The sequence below is a fragment of the Streptomyces sp. NPDC006743 genome, assembly GCF_040703815.1.
Classification (GTDB): Bacteria; Actinomycetota; Actinomycetes; order Streptomycetales; family Streptomycetaceae; genus Streptomyces.
The window spans coordinates 109,871-126,261 of the sequence record NZ_JBEYJA010000017.1; the positions used below are offsets into that span (position 1 = coordinate 109,871).

Here is a 16,391-nt window from a genome sequence, read left to right on the forward strand (position 1 = left end):
TGCACACATGTATGAGGTGTTTCCGGGTGGTCGTTCCGAGTCATGTGACATACGACTCATTCCGTGTGATGTGTTTCGGCCGCGGGTAAGGAAGGCGGGGCGCCGCGCGGGCGGTGGACGCCATGTGTGGCGGCGCCGTCCCCCCTGTGCGCTCCGCTCCCCGACCCGGATGCCGTGGCCATACGTATGGCACGGCATGAAGGCGTCACAAAAGCGACAGTCTTCTGGCACCTTGGCTTGTTTATATGCGTATGCGGGGACCAGATCCGGTCCCCGGTCGCTGCATGACACAGAGCCAGGATGGTTCAGAAAATTATGGCTACGCCCCCCACGGCTGTAAACCGAGCAGACCTGCTCCGGGCCATTATGACGGAACACCGCGACGGACTCGTCTCCTACGCGGAGAAGATGCTGGGTGATCACGGGCTCGCCGAGGACGTCGTCCAGGAGGCCGTCATCCGAGCCTGGCGGAACATCGACCGACTGCTGGGGATGGAGGGCTCGATCCGGGGGTGGCTCTTCACCGTGACCCGGCACCTGGTCATCGACTGGGTGCGCAAGCCGCATGCCCGCAGGGAAGTGGTCGGAGCAACGTACAACGACCCGACCACCGGCGCCGACGGCACGGACTCGGTGCACGACACACTGGTCGCCAAACCCCTGCTGCGCAGGCTGTCGCCCGAGCACCGCGCCGTCCTGGTGCACATATACCTGTGTGACCGGACCATCCAGGAGACAGCGGGCCTGCTCGGCGTACCGGCCGGAACGGTCAAGTCCCGCCAGCACAACGCCTTGCGCAAGCTGCGCAGCGTGGCCCGGGCCGAGGCCGCCTGAGAGGGGAGCCGCCGCCGACGGGAACTCAGCGGTCAGCCGGGGGTAAGGAGACCGCGAGGGCGTCGGCGAGCTGCTTGCGCAGCGACTCGTCCCGGGGACTTCGGCCGGCGTCCCGTACGAGCGCGAGCAGTGCCGGGCGTTCGGCGGCCGTCCAGGCGGCCGCCTCGGCGCGCCCGGAGAACCGCTGCGGGCACACCCCGGGAAGCGGCGGCGGCAGGTCCGTGCGGCCGTGCCCGGGGGCGAGCAGCGCCACGGCCGCCTCCACCGTGTACAGGTAGTGCTGCCAGATCCGGGTGTGCGCCGAGGAGCGCTCCGCGGGTGTGTCGTGGGTGTGGGCCAGCTCGGTGGCGTGGGCGCGCAGCAGAGGGTGCAGGGTGTAGTGGCCGAGGGCGGTCTCCGAGAGGAGATGGTGATCGGCCAGTTCCGTCAGCCGCTGGTGGGTGGTGCCGGGGTCGGTCGCGGCCAGGCTGGCGGCGGTGGCGACGGTGATGACGGGCGCCGGGTGCAGGCTCAGGAGGCGGAAGAGGGCGGCGGCACCCGCGCTGAGCCGCCGGTGCGTGCGGTCGAGGGCCTGACGCAGGTCGGTGTGCGGGTCCGGCCCCGTGTACGCGGCCAGAGTGCCGGCGTGGGCTTCCAGGTGTGCGGCGAGAGCGGTCAGCGGGAAGTGCGGGTTGGTCTGCGCGCGGGTGGCGGCGAGGGTGAGCGCGAGGGGGTGGCCCGCGCACAGGCCGGCGATCCGGTGGGCGGCGTCGGGTTCGCTACGGGTCCGGTGGGTGCCCAGTCGCCGGTCAAGGAGGCGAAGGCTCTCGGACCGGCTCATGGGGTGCACGGGGATGATGCGGGCGTTGTGGGTGACCGCGAGACCTTCGAGACGGCGCCGGCTGGTGATGATCGTCAGGCTGCCGGGGGTGGTGGGGAGCAGCGGTCGTATGTGTGCGCAGTCGCGGGCGTCGTCCAGGACCAGCAGGAGCCTGCGTCCGGCCAGGGTGGCACGGTAGAGGGCGGTCAGCGCGCTGGTGCTGGTGTGCCGGTCGTGCGCGGTGCCGAGGGCGTCGAGGACGGCGCGCATGGCCTGCGCGGTGTCCAGGGGGTCGCGGCTGGGGTGGTGGCCCTGGAGGTCGAGGTGGATCCGGCCGTCGGGGAAGCGGTCGGAGTGTCGGTGGGCGAAGTGGAGTGCCAACGTTGTCTTGCCGATGCCGGCCATGCCGCACACGACCGCCGCGGTGCCCGGCGGGCAGCTCCCGCCGACCGGTCCGAGCAGTTCGTCCAGTTGTGCCAGTTCCGTCTCGCGGCCGGTGAACACCGCGCTGTCCGCCGGGAGTTGGGCGCAGGGCACGGCTTGTTCACGCGGGGCGGTGAGGGGCCGGCCGTGCGGGGCGGCAGCGCGGACGCCGCCACCTGGGGTGTCGTCCCCGCGGGTGTCCGCACCGGGCGTGTCCGCACCGCCTGCGTGCCGCAGCAGCCGCTGCCGGGCGGCGCGCAGGGCGGGCCCCGGTTCCACCCCGAGTTCCTCGGACAGCACCGTGCGGACGGCCTCGAAGTGGCGCAGTGCCTCGGCCTGCCTGCCGGTGGCCGCCAGCGCCCCGATGATCCGTGAGTGCAGTGCCTCGTCGAAGGGATGGCAGTCCACCGCCACCCGCAGCACGGTCAGCACCTCCTCCGCCCACTCGGGTGCCGAGGCCAGCACCACGTCCGTGGCCTCCTTCACCGCCGCCACGAACTCGTGTCCCACCGCCACGAACGCCGGGTGTGCCGCCACCGGTGTCCCGGCGGCCACGACCGGGCCCCGCCACAGCCGCAGCGCCTCCACCAGGCACCGCGCCGCCCCTGCCGGATCCCCCTCCCGCAGTGCCCGGCGTGCCTGGGACCGCAGGTCCCGGAAACACAGCAGATCCGACGTCGAGGCGTCCACCAGCAGCCGGTACCCGTCCGCCGCCCGCACCAGGTGTGCCGCGTCGGTCCGGCTGGACAGTCCCGGTTCCAGCGCCCGCCGCAGCGCACCGATGTGCCGGTGCACCACATTGACCGCGCTGGCCGGCGGATCCTCCTCCCACAGGACGTCCACCGCCTCGCTCAGCGTGAGCGGACCCGGTGCGCGCAGCAGCAGCAGGGACAGCAGCGCCAGCCGCTTGGGCGGGCCCACCATCAGCTCCGCCTCCCCGCGCACCGCGCGGACCGTCCCGAGAATCGAGTAACGCACCGCCGCGTCCATCCCGTCCCCGTCCTCGCCCTTCCTCGTCCGTCCGGCCGTGCCGGCCGCTCACTGTCGTCACCAGTTTAACCGGTGACGGAACCGTCCCATTCGCGGACTCCGGCTGTCAAGCGCCTGGAGTGTGACGGATGTGTGCACCGGTGACTGCCGTTTCACTTTCGCCCGGCCGCGCGGCCGGCGCATCAGTCACCTGACCATCAGTCGTAGAGCACTCGTTCGTCACCTGCGACAGCGGGGCCGGTGTGCGGCGCGGACTCTACGTCATCCGGCCGCCTCCGAGGGACGTGTTCCGTGCCCGGCCGCGCAGGTTGCCGCGAGGTGTGCGGCTTGCTAATGTCCCCGATGTGTTTACCGAAGTCGACAGAGCCTAGTCACGGCGAATCGCCGACCGTACTGCTCCGGGTCTCCCTCGCAGAGGACCGTTGAGCGCAGGTCGGCTCCTCTCACCTGCTCGATGTGCCCTCGCACGTGGAGCGGGCCCGGCACATGTGCCGGGCCGCCGTGGGCCCGCCGCCAGGTCACGTCGTCACATCTCGTCGCCCGCACCCGCGTCACGGGGCAGGAGGAGAACTGACGGCCGGACCAGGGGCTCCGTCGTAGTGCACCGAGGCGTTCGCCGTTCCGCAGCCACCCTGGACGAATCCCGCTTCCCCGCACTCCGTCCGTCCGGTTCCCCGTCGGCCCCGCAGGCCCCGCAGGCACCGGCACACCCGGACGTGTCCCGGGAGAGCACACACAGAACCGGAACACCGCTCATGATGCACAAGAAGTCCCGCGCCCGTACCCGCCACCGGCGGGCACACTGGAAGGCCGCCAGGCCCACCCTGGTGGCCTGCGCCAACCCCGCGTGCGGCCGGCCCACCCCCGGGCACATCGCGTGCCCCCACTGCGGAACGTATCGCGGCCGTCAGGTGCTTCCCCCCGCCTCCTGACGACCGAGTCTCCTGACGACCGCGTCTCCTGATACGGAAGGGGCCGGCCGCGTTCCCGCGACCGGCCCCGTGCCACCGTCAACTTCCTTGCCCACCCGCTGCCTTGACGCCATCTGCCAGGCTCCGCCCCGGCCCGTCGGCACATGCCGTCCTGGTGGCCTCCAGCCCGGTCCGTCAAGTGTTCCGGCGCGCCGCCGCACCTCACACGTGGCGCCGCCCGAGGGGAGCGGACGCCGGGGAGTGAGTGAGCCTGCCGCCGGGGCAGGTGCCGGCACGTACCGAAAGAGCCTCGCCCGCGGCGGGCCCGGTCATGCGACCGGCGAAGACCACCGTTTCCCGCCCCATGACACCCGACCGGGGCCGGGCCGTCGTGCCGGCGCGGGCAGACGGGGACACGGACGGGCCCGGCGTCCGCCCGGGAGCGCGCCGGTCCCGCCCGCGCGTCACGCAGCCGTGCGGTCCGTCAGGCCGCCGCGGGCGCGCTCTTCTTGCGGGCGCGGTACGCGGCCGCCTTGATCTTGTTGCCACAGGACTCCATGCCGCACCACTGGCGCCGCATGCCCCGCGAGCGGTCGATGTAGACGCGGGTGCACTCCGGGTTGCCGCACTCCTTCAGCAGCGGCACGTCCGGGCCGCTCAGCAGCTCGACGGCGGTGCGGGCGAGAGTGGACAGCACCTCCTGCGGCGTCGCCTCGGTCCGCCGGCCCTCGGGGGTGAGCTGCGGCACCGCGGAGGGCGTGCGCGCCGTGCTGTTCACCAGCTCCAGCGCGTCGGCCTCGTACTCCTCACCGAGACGGCGCGCGGTGACCAGGTGGTAGATGGCCTCCCGCAGGGCCGTCGCCTGGTCCACGTCGGCCTGCTCGCTCGGCGTGACGGCGTCGACGACGCCCGACTCCAGGAACCAGGCGTCCAGGCGATCGGGTGTCACGAACATTTCAAACTGCAGCGTACGGCGGGCACGCAGCGTAGCGGCGAAATCCAGGACCGGATTGCCGCACACGAAGACATGGTCGAGATTCATGTCACCATTTTGACAGGTGACCGCCGCCTCTGCAAGAGTCGTCACCTGTTCAGCCGGTATTCAGTTGTGTGCGGGGTTCACCGTACCGCGCCGACCCGCCCTTCCCGTGCCGAGCCCAGCCGGATCTCCCGGCCCTGCCAGCGGTCGCGCAGCCAGCGGTCATGGCTGGCCAGCACGATCGCGCCCGGCCCGGTGCCGAGCGCCGCCTCCAGTTCGTCGCACAGGTGCGGCGAGAGGTGGTTGGTGGGCTCGTCCAGGAGCAGCAACCGCGGCGGCCGGGCCACCAGCAGCGCGAGCGCGAGCCGCCGCCGCTGTCCCACCGAGAGCCGGCCGACCGGCTTGTCCAGGTCCGTCTCGTGCAGCAGTCCCAGTGAGGACAGCGGCACCGCGTCGGCCCGCTCGGCGCCCAGCGTCCGCTCGTACGTGTCCCGGACGGTGCGCTCCGGGCGGTCGAAGACGGTGTCCTGGGCGAGCAGCCCCACCGTCAGCCCGGCGCGCCGCCGCACCTCGCCCTCGGGCACGAGGTGCCCGGCGAGCACGGCCAGCAGCGTCGACTTCCCCGCGCCGTTGCCGCCGGTGACCAGCAGCCGGTCGGTCGCCGACACCTCGGCACACACCGGCGCGAGCCGCCCCGGCACCCCGGCGCCGTCCAGCGACACGAGCGGCCCGCCGTCGTCCTCCTCCTTCTCCGCCGCTGCCGCCGGCGCCGTGCCGGCGAACCGCAGCGGCCTGGGCGGCTCAACGACCTGGGAACGCTCCAGCTCCTCCAGCCGCCGGGCGGCGTTGCGCACCCGCCGGGAGACCTGGCTCTGCACCCGCCCGGCCCGGTGGCCGTAGCCCATCTTCTCGTTGTCGCGCGGCCCCCGGTCCGGTGCCACCCGGCGCGCGGTCACCTGGGCCGAGACCCGGAGCGCCGCCAGTTCCTCCTGTTCCTGCGTCCAGCGCCGCTCCCAGCGCTCCCGCTCGGCGCGCTTCTCCGCCAGGTAGGCGCTGTAGTTGCCGCCGTAGCGGACCGGGCCGTCGACGGCCGGGTCGAGGTCGACCAGGTCCGTGCACACGGCGTCCAGGAAGGCCCGGTCGTGGCTGGCCAGCACGACGACGCCGGGCAGGGCGCGCACCTGTTCCTCGACGAAGGCGGCGGCCTCGTCGTCGAGGTGGTTGGTCGGCTCGTCCAGCAGCAGCGCGGCGGGCCGCCGGATCAGCAGCGCGGCCAGCGCGAGCCGTCCGCGCTGCCCGCCGGACAGCGACCCGAGGCTCCGGTCGTGTCCGAAGCCGCCCAGGCCGAGGCCGTCCAGGACGAGCGCGGCCCGCCGGTCGGCGTCCCACGCCTCCCGCTCCTGGGCCTGTTCGAGCCGGGCGCCGTACGTGTCGAGCAGTACGGCGTACTCCGGCGCGTCCTGCGCGGTGCGCGCGAGCTGTTCGGTGAGCCGTTCCAGCTCGGCGAGGTCGTCGCGGGCCTCGCGCAGGGCGTCGTCGAGGACGCCGGCGATCGTCGTGCCGGGGTCGTAGGGCATCTCCTGCTGGAGGAAGCCCAGGTCGGGCGGGCGGGTGACGCTGCCGGCGTCGGGCTCGTCCGTCCCGGCCAGCAGACGCAGCAGGGTGGACTTGCCGACGCCGTTCTCCCCGATCAGACCGATGCGGTGGCCGGGGGAGGCGATCAGGGAGACACCGTCGAGTACCCGGCGGTCGCCGAGGGTGCGGACGAGGTCGTGGGCGAGCAGGGCGGACTGAGGCATGGGGGCATCCTCCGGTGCGGTCGGTGCGCGGCCCGCGGGGCGGCGTACGCCTCGCGCGGGCCAGGTCGGCACACCGGCGGCTCACACCTCGGGCGCCCCCGTCTCCTTCAGCTCGCCGTCGGCCAGCCGCAGCCAGCGGTTCACACCGATCTCCCGCAGGAACCGCTCGTCGTGGCTGACCACCACGAAGGCGCCCTGGTAGGAGTTGAGGGCGCTCTCCAGCTGGCCCGCGCTGACCAGGTCGAGGTTGTTCGTCGGCTCGTCCAGGAGCAGCAGGTGCGGGGCCGGCTCCGCGCACAGCACACACGCCAGGGTGGCGCGCAGCCGCTCGCCGCCGGAGAGCACCCCCACGGGCAGGTGGGCGCGGGCGCCGCGGAAGAGGAAGCGGGCGAGCAGGTTCATCCGCTCGGCCTCGGGGCGCTGCGGCGCGTAGCCGGCGAAGTTCTCGGCGACCGTACGGTCCAGATCCAGCAGGTCGAGCCGCTGCGAGAGGTAGGCGATACGTCCGTCGGCCCGCCTGATCTCGCCGCCGTCCGGCGTCAGGTCGCCGTTCAGCAGCCGCAGCAGCGTGCTCTTCCCGGCGCCGTTGGGGCCGGTCAGCGCGATGCGCTCGGGGCCGCGGACGGTCAGGTCGACACCCGCTCCGGCGAACACGTCCTTGTCACCGAGCCGGACGCGCAGCCCCTCACCGAGGAACAGGTTGCGCCCCGCGGGCACATTGGTGTCGGGCAGCTCCAGCGTGATGCGCTGCTCCTCGCGCAGCGCGCGCCCGGCCTCGTCCAGCCTGGCCTTGGCCTCGCTGACGCGTCCCGCGTGCACCTGCCCGGAGCGGCCCGCGGACTCCTGCGCGCCGCGCTTCATGTTGCCGGCGAAGATGCGGGGCAGGCCCGCGTTCTTCAGGTTGCGGGCGGCGTTGCTCTGCCGGCGCTCGGCGCGCTCGCGGGCCTGCTGCATCTCCCGCTTCTCCCGCTTCAGCTCCTGCTCGGCGTTGCGGACGTTCTTCTCCGCGACCTCCTGCTCGGCCCGGACGGCCTCCTCGTACTCGGTGAAGTTGCCTCCGTAGAAGCGGAGTTCACCGCGCTCGAGTTCGGCGATGCGTTCCATGCGGTCGAGCAGGGCGCGGTCGTGGCTGACCAGGAGGAGGCAGCCGGTGAAGTCCCCGAGCACGTCGTAGAGCTTGTGCCGGGCGTCGGCGTCGAGGTTGTTGGTGGGTTCGTCGAGCAGCAGCACGTCGGGACGCCTGAGCAGTTGCGCGGCGAGACCGAGGGAGATGACCTGGCCGCCGCTGAGCGTGCTCAGAGCGCGGTCCAGGGTGAGGGCGCCCAGACCGAGGCGGTCGAGCTGGGCGCGGGTGCGCTCCTCGATGTCCCAGTCGTCGCCGATGGTGGTGAAGTGCTTCTCGTCGACGTCGCCGGACTCGACGGCGTCGATGGCCCGGATGATCTCGGCGACGCCCAGCACCTCGGCGACCGTGAGATCACCGGTCAGCGGCAGGGACTGCGGGAGGTAGCCGAGGGTGCCGGAGACGGACACCGACCCGCCGGCGGGCCGCAGTTCACCGGCGATCAGCTTGAGCAGGGTGGACTTGCCGGTGCCGTTGGGCGCGACGAGGCCGGTGCGGCCGGGGGTGACGGTGAAGGACAGGTCCTGGAAGACGGGGGTGTCGTCGGGCCAGGCGAAGGACAGGTTCGAGCAGACGACGGAGGCGTCGGACATGAAGGTGACCTCGTGAGGAAAGGACGGGGCGCACGCGAGACAGGTGTGCCCCGGCGGAAGACTGGTGGCATGAGGGGACGACAGAGAGACCACTTGGGCGGCGCCTCGTACGCACCGGCCGGTGGCCTGTCGGGGCCGGGTGATCACCCGGAGATGTCGTCGTCCACCACCATGTCTGGTCTCCTCGGGAAAGGATCAAGGTCCTCTCCAGTCTAACAGGCCGGGCGGCGGGAGCGGGTCTCGCGCTCCCGCCGCCCGTGCGCCCGCGGCCCGCACACGTGTGCCGTCCGGTGTCACGGCAGGTCAGGGCAGGAGCAGCAGCTTGCCGGTGGTCCGGCGCGACTCGATGTCCCGGTGCGCCTGCGCCGCGTCCGCCAGGGCGTAGCGGCCTCCGATGCGGACGGTGAGTTTCCCGGCCAGGATCAGGTCGAACAGCTCGCCGGTACGGCGGACCAGCGCCTCGCGGGTGGGCACGTGGTCGAACATCGTCGGGTACGACAGCAGGATGCTGCGCGGCATGTCGGTCGGCCGGAGCGTGGGAACGCCCATGACGGGACCGTAGTAGGCGTGCACCCCGTGCCGGCGCAGGGAGTGCTGGGAGGAGCGGAACGTCTCGGTGCCGCCGCCGTCGTAGACGACATGGGCGCCCTCGCCGCCGGTCAGCTCCATGATCCGGTCCTCGAAGCCGCCGCCGGAGGAGACCAGGACGTGATCGGCGCCCGCCTCCCGGGCCACGGCGGCCTTCTCCTCGCGGGAGACCAGGCCGATGACGGTGCCGCCCCGCGCCTTGATCAACTGGGTCAGGAGCAGGCCCACTCCGCCCGCCGCCGCGTGCACCACGGCGATGTCGCCCGGCTTGACCGCGTAGGTCTCGGTGGTGAAGTGGTTGGCGGTGAGCCCCTGCATCATGACGGCGGCGGCCGTCTCGTCCGGGATGCCGTCGGGCACCTTGACCAGCGAGGCCGCCGGGACGGCGAGCAGTTCGGCGTAGCTGCCCCGGTGGTAGAACCAGGCCACGCGGTCGCCGACGGTCAGGTCCTCGACACCCTCGCCCAGGGCGGTGACGTGTCCCATGCCCTCGGCGCCCAGGACGAGCGGCGCGGCCCAGCCGGGCGCGCCCTGACCCCGGGCGCCCGTGTCCATGAAGTTGACTCCGGCGACGCCCAGGCGGACCAGCACCTCACCGGGGCCGGGGACCGGGTCGGGCAGCTCGGTCCACTCCATGACCTCGGGGCCGCCGTGTTCCTTGATGTGGATCGCGTGCATGGGGTGACACCTCTCGGTGGGGAGAAACGTGTGGTGAAGCGGTAGTGCTACGCACCGTAGGAGCGTGGGATTGGACCTGCAAGTCCAAAAAGGGCGACTGCGAGTGCTCTCGTCACTGGCTTGACCGGTGACGAAAGTGGTACAGTGCTGACGTGTCCGTCCCGGAACGGGCACGAAACATGTTTCTCAACCGTTCGGGACGTGTGCACACCTCGGTGTGCCGCCGTGCCCCCTGACGCCGAGTCGCGGCGGCGGGGCACCCACCGTGACTGCGAAGGAGCACTGACCATGGCAGTGGAACAGCCCGGGAAGAGGGCGGCCGAAGGGGCCCCGGTGGGACGCCGGGCGCTGCTCGGCATGCTCGGCGCGGGAGCCGCCGGACTCGCCGCCGCGCCCTACCTCCAGAGCGGCTGGGAGGGGTTCCTCGCCAAGGCCTCCCAGGTCGACGCCACCGGCCTGACCGGGCTGCTGCCCAACCCGGGCGGCTTCCGTTACTACAGCATCGTCGGCTCGGTCCCGCACAAGGACGAGACGAACTACCAGCTGACCATCGGCGGCCTGGTCGACCGGCCGAAGACGTACACGCTGGCCGACCTGCGCGCGATGCCCCAGACCCGCGTCGTGCGCGACGTGCTGTGCACCGACGGCTGGCGGGTGGACGACACCCCCTTCGCGGGCGTGAAACTCTCCCACCTCCTCGACGACGCCGGCGTGCGCGGCAGCGGCCAGGCCGTCCGCTTCACCTGCTTCGACGGCGCCTACACCGAGAGCCTCACCCTGGAGCAGGCCCGCCGCTCCGACGTGCTGATCGCCCTCACCATGCAGGACAAGCCGGTCACCCACGAACACGGCGGCCCGGTCCGGCTCTACGTGGCCCCCATGTACTTCTACAAGTCGGCCAAGTGGCTGTCCGGCATCTCGGTGACCGACAAGGTCGTCCCCGGCTTCTGGGAGGAGCGTGGCTATGCGGTCGACGGATGGCTCGACGGCGCCGACCGGCACGCGGCCTGAACAGCCCGTCCGGATCAGGCGGTTCACCCCGGCCGAACGGTGGGTCCACCGGGCCACCGGGTACCTGATGCTGCTGTGCCTGGTCACCGCGGCCTGCCTCTACTTCGGACCGCTCGCCCAGCTCGTCGGCCGGCGGCACCTGATGGTCACCGTCCACGAGTGGTCGGGCATCCTGCTGCCCGCCCCCGTCCTGCTCGGCCTGTTCTCGCCCGCCTTCCGCGCCGACCTGCGCCGGCTGAACCGCTTCGCGGTCTACGACAGGCGGTGGCTGCGCGCGGCCCGCCGCCGGCTGCGCGCGCCCGGAGCACGGCCCGCCGGCAAGTTCAACGCGGGCCAGAAGCTCTACGCCGGCTGGATCGCCGGCGCGGTGCTGGTCATGATGTTCACCGGCCTTCTCATGTGGTTCATGGGCCTGCTGCCCTTCATCTCCCGCACCAGCGCGATCTTCGTGCACGACGTCCTGGCCTGGGCGGTCGCCCTCGTCCTCGTCGGACACCTGCGCAAGGCCTACGAGGACCCGGAGGCCAGGCTGGGCCTGCGCACCGGCTACGTGGACCGCGCCTGGGCGACACGCCACCATGCCAAGTGGCTGGAGGAGGAACCCGTGGGTACCGTGTCCGGAAAGACACGTGAGCACACGCACGACGGCGCGGACGCGCGACGACGCGACGCCCGGCAGAGCGCCGCGACCGACGCGTACGACGGCTGACACGGGATCCCCGTCCCCTCTCCTGGAGCGGAACACCTCTGTGAGCGGCAGCGGAGCAGTCGAGGACCACGAGGGCGGCGCCGCCGGGACCCTGGGCGACGGCCTGGCGGCGGCGCTGCACCACGCCGTCCGGGAGGCCGCACAGCGCCTGGACGCGGTGGCCGCCGCCGTCTACCTGCTCAGCCCCGACCGCACCGAACTGTGGATCGCCATGATCGGCGGCGGCCCGCCCTCCGTGTTCACGCTGCCCGGACGCATGACGCTGGACGCCCCCTACGCCTCCGCCCGTGCCCTGGCCGGCGGCGAGGTCGCGGTCCTGGACGATCCGGACGGACCGCACGAGCACGGGCCCGGCACGACCGTCTGCCCCTACCCCTACCTCGCCGCCGCGGCCCCGCTGACCGCCGCCGGGCAGCGGTTCGGCAGTCTGACCGTGCTCCGTCCCGAGGGCACCGACGGCTACGGACCCGGGCGGCGCGCGGAACTGGCACGGATCGCCGGCCGGCTCGCCACCGCCCTGGCCGCACTGCGCCGGCGGGGCGCCGCCGTGACGGCCGCCGGCCTGCCCGTCCTCGTCCCCGTGCTGGGCGCCGAATCCTCCGCCGACGCCGACCCCGACGGCCCCTGGGGCACGCCCGGCGTCCCCGGATCGGCGGGCCGCAGCCTGATGTACCCGTTGCAGCGCCTGGCCGACCTGCTCAACCGGGCGACGACGATGGAGCACGTCACCGCCGCCGCGCGGTTCTGCGTCATGTCGCCCTTCCAGGCCCGCGCCATGGTCCTGTCCTGTGTGACCGAAGGCCGCCTGTGGGTCATCGGGCACAGCGGCGACTCCGCCGGCCTCGTCCGCGAACTGCACGGCTGCGGCCTGCACACCCGCACCCCCGCCGCGCGCGCGGTGCGCGGCAACGCGCTGCTGCTCGCCGACGCCCCCGGCCCCGCGGCGCCCCGCCCGGGGCGGCCCGGCGCCGGTCCCGTCACCGCGCACCTCCCGCTCGTCGGCAGCAGACACGTCGTGGACGTCCCGATCACCGGCGGCCGGCACGTCGTCGGCCTGTGCTGCCTGTCCTACGCCGGACCCCGGGCCTTCTCGCCCGCCGAGCGGGCCGTGCTGACCATGATGGCCGGACTGCTCGGCTCGGCGGTGGAGCGCGTGGAACTGAACGCCAGACGCCACGCGCTCGCCGAGGGCATCCAGAAGAGGCTGCTGCCGCCCACCCTGGCCGAGGTCCCCGGCCTCATCACGACGGCCCGCTACCAGCCCGCCACGGCCACCGCCGAGGTCGGCGGCGACTGGTACGACGTGATCCGGATGCCCGACGACCGGGTCGCGCTCGTCATCGGCGACGTCGAGGGCCACACCATGGAGAGCGCCGCGGCGATGGGCCAGCTGCGCAGCGCCGTGGCCGCCTACGCCACCGAGGGCCACGGGCCCGCGGCACTGCTGCAGCGGACCTCGCAACTGCTGGTCCGGCTCGGCACCGACACCCTCGCCACCTGCTGCGTCGTCGCTCTGGACCCGGAGGACGGGACGGCCGAGGTGGCGCTGGCGGGTCACCCCGCGCCGCTGCTGCGGCTGCCCGACGGCACGGTGCGGACGCTGGACGCCCCGGCGAACGTACCGCTCGGGCTGCCCGGCCCCGGTGCGGGTGCCTACCGGGCGCGGGAACACACGATCCCGCACCGGTCGGTGCTGGTGCTCTACTCCGACGGTCTGTTCGACCCCCGCCAGGACGAGGCCGCCGCCCTGCTCGGTGCCGCCGGGGACGCGTCCGGCACCGATCTGGAGGGCCTGGCCGACCGCCTGCTCGGCCGGGCCGCGGGACCGGGCGGCCGGCGCGACGACGCGGCGCTGCTCCTGGCCCGCTACGAAGGTCCGGACACCCGGCAGGTGCCCCGGACCGGACACCTCTCCATCCAGCGCCGTGACCTGCGCGGGGTCGGCCAGGCGCGGGCGTTCGTGCACGAGCGGCTGTGCGGCTGGGGCCTGGCGGACCTGTCGGACGACGTCGAACTCGTCACCTCCGAGATCGTCACCAACGCGCTCGTCCACGCCGGCAGCGACGTCGACGTGCGGCTGCGGGTCTACGAGGACCGGATCCGCCTGGAGGTGCGCGACTCCGCCAGCGATCCGCCCGTCCCGGCCCTCTACTCCCTCTCGGAGGAGGGCTGCGCGCGGGCGGAACACGGGCGCGGGCTCTTCCTCGTCGACGCCCTGGCCGACACCTGGAACTCCTCGCCGAACGGGCGCGGCAAGACCGTGTGGCTGGAGATGGACATCCCGCAGGAGCAGGCGCAGGAGCAGGCGCAGGAGCGTCGCGCCACCGGCCCGGGTCCGGGCCGCGACACCGGTCCGGAGGGTCCGGGCCGGCCCGTCGAATGACTCAACACCTGACCCCCGCACACCCCGGTGACACACGTGTGTGCGCGCTCCGGTGTCCGGGCGACTGACCGTCATGTGACTGATGTGCCGCCGACGTGCCCGGGGCACAGTGGTCGGTGTCAGCCCCCCGGATAATCGTCACCAGCTTGACCGGTGACGTATTCCGTGTCAGTCTCTTCCCAGTCGAACGGGCGGGGGTCCCAGGCGGCGGACGAACTCGCTCCGCTTCGCGCCCTGCCGCTGTGCCCGCACCTGTGTGCCACAGCCAGGCACCACACACTTCACGATAGGAACGTCATGAGACGACTTCTGACCGTCCTCGCGGCCGGCGTGCCGCTGGCGGCGGCGGTGTACCTGCCGGCCGGCGCCTCGGCGGCCACCGGGAGCCCCGCCTCCACCTCGCCCACCTGCTCGACCGTCTCCGTGAAGGCCCCGGCCGGAACCAAGGTGGAGGCCGCGACCGCGGTCAGCCGGCCGGGCGGCACCATCACCGGCACCGGGCTCCTGCAGGGCACGGTCACCGACGTCCCCGCCTTCTGCGAGGTGACGGTCACCCTCACCCATCCGGGCGACGACGACCACGCCAAGGTCCAGACGTGGCTGCCCCTCAAAGGCTGGAACGGCCGCCTCCAGGCGTTCGGCGGCAGCGCCTACGCCGCCGGTGACAACGGTGTCGGTCTCGCCACCGCCGTCAAGAGCGGCTACGCCGCCGCCACCACCGACGCGGGTGTCGGTGACGTCCTCGACTTCGGGTGGGCGCTGAACGGCAAGGGCCAGGTGAACGCCGGCCTGCTGAAGAACTTCGCCGAGCGCTCCCAGCACGAGGCCGCCCTCGTCGCCAAGCAGGTCGTCGACGGGTTCTACGGCACGGCCCCCGCCTACTCGTACTTCAACGGCTGCTCCACCGGCGGACGCCAGGGCTACATGGAGGCCCAGCGCCACCCCGGTGACTACGACGGCATCCTCGCCAACGCGCCCGCCGTCAACTGGGACGAGTTCGAGGTCGCCACCCTGTGGCCGCAGGTGGTGATCAACCAGGAGAAGAACCGCCCCAGCGACTGCGAGTTCAAGGCCTTCAACCAGGCCGCCCTCAAGGCCTGTGACAAGCTCGACGGCGTCAAGGACGGCCTGATCTCCGACGCGGCGCACTGCACCTTCGACCCGCGCCGCCTGATCGGCACCAAGGTCGTCTGCGAGGGCAAGGAGGAGACGATCACGGCGGCGGACGCGGCCGTGGTCCGCAAGATCTGGGACGGTCCGCGGACCGCCTCGGGCAAGAAGCTCTGGTACGGCCTGCCGGTCGGCGCCGACTTCTCGGGCCTCGCCGGCGCCGGCCCGTTCCCGGTCCCGGCCGCCTGGACCGCCTCCTGGGTGGCCAAGCAGCCCGGCCTCGACGTCACGAAGCTGACGTACAGTCAGTTCACCCAGCTGTTCAAGCAGTCCCAGGCCGAGTACGACAAGATCATCGGCACGGACGACCCGGACCTGTCGGCCTTCCGCAAGTCCGGTGGCAAGCTCCTCACCTACCACGGCCAGGCCGACCCCTTCATCCCGACCCAGGGCACCGTGGACTACCGCGAGCGCGTCGAGCGCGAGCTCGGCGGCACGCACCGCGTCGACGACTTCTACCGTCTCTTCCTCGCCCCGGGCACCGCTCACTGCGGCCTCGCGGGCGGCAACGTCAACGACCTGGCGGCCCTGACCCAGTGGGTCGAGCACGGCAAGGCGCCCAAGACCCTCACCGCCAACCTCACCAACGCCGACGGCGTCACGCTCACCCGTGACCTGTGCCGCTACCCCCTCGTGTCCCACTACAAGGGCCACGGCGACCCGGCGGACGCCCGCAACTTCCGCTGCGTCCCCGCCGGCCGGCACTGACCTGACCTTCCCCGACAAGCCACCCAGAAAGGCCGGCTCCCCATGACCGCGAACACCCCGGCGACCGCCACGGACGGCGAACGCTCCTCCCTGCTGAAGCTGTACCTCGGCCGTGGCGTCCTGGCCGTGGCGTGGGCCGTGGCCTTCGCCGGGGCCCATGACACCCTCGGCGCGGCGGCGATCACCCTGCTGGTCGTCTACCCGCTGATCGACGCGGTGTCCTCGCTGATCGACCACCGCGCCCTCCCGGAAGGGTCGGAGCGCAACGTCACGGCCTTCAACGGGGTGCTGAGCGCCCTGGCCGCCGTAGCGGTGGGCGTGGCCGGAGCCGGTGGGGTGGCGGCGGTGCTCGCCACGTTCGGCGCCTGGGCAGTCATCTCCGGAGTCGCCCAGGTGATCGTCGGCCTGCGGCGGCGCGGCCCCGAGCTGGGCAAGCAGTGGCCGATGCTGATCGCGGGCGGCCTGTCGGTCCTGGTCGGCGCCTTCTACGTCATCCAGGCCGCGGGCGACGACCCCTCGCTCGACGTGCTGTCCGTCTACGCCACGGGCGGCGGCGTGTTCTTCATCGCCCAGGCCGGGCTGCTGGCCTGGAAGGCCCGCCAGCTCCGCACCCGGACGGCCTGACCCCGGGCGGGGGGACAAGTCCCTGACGGGGGGACAAGTCCCTGACGGGGCGACAAGTCCCTGACGGGG

The 16,391-nt window shown here is 72.8% G+C and carries 12 protein-coding genes; 7 read left to right on the top strand and 5 right to left on the bottom strand.

From position 1 onward, the window contains the following. Positions 1 to 315 precede the first annotated feature (315 nt). Positions 316 to 834, top strand: a complete 519-nt coding sequence (locus ABZ719_RS16895) for a sigma-70 family RNA polymerase sigma factor (protein ID WP_366725980.1) — start codon at positions 316 to 318, stop codon at positions 832 to 834. Between the two features lie 25 nt (positions 835 to 859). Here the strand turns inward: ABZ719_RS16895 and ABZ719_RS16900 are convergent, their stop codons facing one another. Further along, on the bottom strand, positions 860 to 3,034 hold the full coding sequence (locus ABZ719_RS16900; protein WP_366725946.1) for a BTAD domain-containing putative transcriptional regulator: 2,175 nt from the start codon (positions 3,032 to 3,034) through the stop codon (positions 860 to 862). 767 nt (positions 3,035 to 3,801) lie between these two features. Here ABZ719_RS16900 and rpmF point away from each other — a divergent pair. Continuing rightward, a complete protein-coding gene (gene rpmF / locus ABZ719_RS16905) occupies positions 3,802 to 3,978 on the top strand; it encodes a 50S ribosomal protein L32 (RefSeq protein WP_366725947.1) in 177 nt (58 codons plus the stop codon). A 463-nt stretch (positions 3,979 to 4,441) separates the two neighbouring features. On the opposite strand, the gene ABZ719_RS16910 is transcribed toward rpmF, so the two are convergent. From ABZ719_RS16910 to ABZ719_RS16925, 4 genes are all read right to left on the bottom strand, one after another. After that, a complete protein-coding gene (locus tag ABZ719_RS16910) occupies positions 4,442 to 4,999 on the bottom strand; it encodes a CGNR zinc finger domain-containing protein (protein ID WP_366725948.1) in 558 nt (185 codons plus the stop codon). A 77-nt stretch (positions 5,000 to 5,076) separates the two neighbouring features. Next, entirely contained in the window at positions 5,077 to 6,735 is a 1,659-nt protein-coding gene (locus ABZ719_RS16915) for an ABC-F family ATP-binding cassette domain-containing protein (RefSeq protein WP_366725949.1), read from the bottom strand. Between the two features lie 81 nt (positions 6,736 to 6,816). After that, entirely contained in the window at positions 6,817 to 8,451 is a 1,635-nt protein-coding gene (gene abc-f / locus ABZ719_RS16920) for a ribosomal protection-like ABC-F family protein (RefSeq protein WP_366725950.1), read from the bottom strand. A gap of 303 nt (positions 8,452 to 8,754) precedes the next feature. Then, the gene (locus tag ABZ719_RS16925; protein ID WP_366725951.1) at positions 8,755 to 9,717 is read right to left on the bottom strand and encodes a quinone oxidoreductase; all 963 of its coding nucleotides are present in this window, start codon (positions 9,715 to 9,717) and stop codon (positions 8,755 to 8,757) included. A gap of 288 nt (positions 9,718 to 10,005) precedes the next feature. Between ABZ719_RS16925 and ABZ719_RS16930 the strand changes: the two genes are divergently transcribed. The 5 genes from ABZ719_RS16930 to ABZ719_RS16950 all read left to right on the top strand — a co-directional run bounded on the left by ABZ719_RS16930 (position 10,006) and on the right by ABZ719_RS16950 (position 16,322). Continuing rightward, entirely contained in the window at positions 10,006 to 10,728 is a 723-nt protein-coding gene (locus ABZ719_RS16930; RefSeq protein ID WP_366725952.1) for a molybdopterin-dependent oxidoreductase, read from the top strand. Next, positions 10,682 to 11,437 (top strand): cytochrome b/b6 domain-containing protein, encoded by a 756-nt coding sequence (locus ABZ719_RS16935; protein WP_366725953.1) that lies wholly within the window; start codon positions 10,682 to 10,684, stop codon positions 11,435 to 11,437. Before ABZ719_RS16930 ends, ABZ719_RS16935 begins: the two co-directional genes overlap by 47 nt. Positions 11,438 to 11,477: 40 nt before the next feature. Further along, positions 11,478 to 13,820 (top strand): SpoIIE family protein phosphatase, encoded by a 2,343-nt coding sequence (locus ABZ719_RS16940; protein ID WP_366725954.1) that lies wholly within the window; start codon positions 11,478 to 11,480, stop codon positions 13,818 to 13,820. 297 nt (positions 13,821 to 14,117) lie between these two features. Continuing rightward, the gene (locus ABZ719_RS16945) at positions 14,118 to 15,698 is read left to right on the top strand and encodes a DUF6351 family protein (protein ID WP_366725955.1); all 1,581 of its coding nucleotides are present in this window, start codon (positions 14,118 to 14,120) and stop codon (positions 15,696 to 15,698) included. A 42-nt stretch (positions 15,699 to 15,740) separates the two neighbouring features. Further along, positions 15,741 to 16,322, top strand: coding sequence for a DUF308 domain-containing protein (locus ABZ719_RS16950; protein WP_366725957.1), 582 nt, complete (start codon positions 15,741 to 15,743; stop codon positions 16,320 to 16,322). Positions 16,323 to 16,391: the final 69 nt, after the last annotated feature.

Excerpts from the sequence above, each read along its gene's own strand:
- ABZ719_RS16910 (WP_366725948.1), bottom strand. The coding sequence starts at position 4,999 with ATGAATCTCGACCATGTCTTCGTGTGCGGCAATCCGGTCCTGGATTTC.
- ABZ719_RS16935 (WP_366725953.1), top strand. The coding sequence starts at position 10,682 with ATGCGGTCGACGGATGGCTCGACGGCGCCGACCGGCACGCGGCCTGAA.
- ABZ719_RS16895 (WP_366725980.1), top strand. The coding sequence starts at position 316 with ATGGCTACGCCCCCCACGGCTGTAAACCGAGCAGACCTGCTCCGGGCC.
- ABZ719_RS16930 (WP_366725952.1), top strand. The coding sequence starts at position 10,006 with ATGGCAGTGGAACAGCCCGGGAAGAGGGCGGCCGAAGGGGCCCCGGTG.
- ABZ719_RS16915 (WP_366725949.1), bottom strand. The coding sequence starts at position 6,735 with ATGCCTCAGTCCGCCCTGCTCGCCCACGACCTCGTCCGCACCCTCGGC.
- rpmF (WP_366725947.1), top strand. The coding sequence starts at position 3,802 with ATGATGCACAAGAAGTCCCGCGCCCGTACCCGCCACCGGCGGGCACAC.
- ABZ719_RS16950 (WP_366725957.1), top strand. The coding sequence starts at position 15,741 with ATGACCGCGAACACCCCGGCGACCGCCACGGACGGCGAACGCTCCTCC.
- ABZ719_RS16945 (WP_366725955.1), top strand. The coding sequence starts at position 14,118 with ATGAGACGACTTCTGACCGTCCTCGCGGCCGGCGTGCCGCTGGCGGCG.
- ABZ719_RS16925 (WP_366725951.1), bottom strand. The coding sequence starts at position 9,717 with ATGCACGCGATCCACATCAAGGAACACGGCGGCCCCGAGGTCATGGAG.
- abc-f (WP_366725950.1), bottom strand. The coding sequence starts at position 8,451 with ATGTCCGACGCCTCCGTCGTCTGCTCGAACCTGTCCTTCGCCTGGCCC.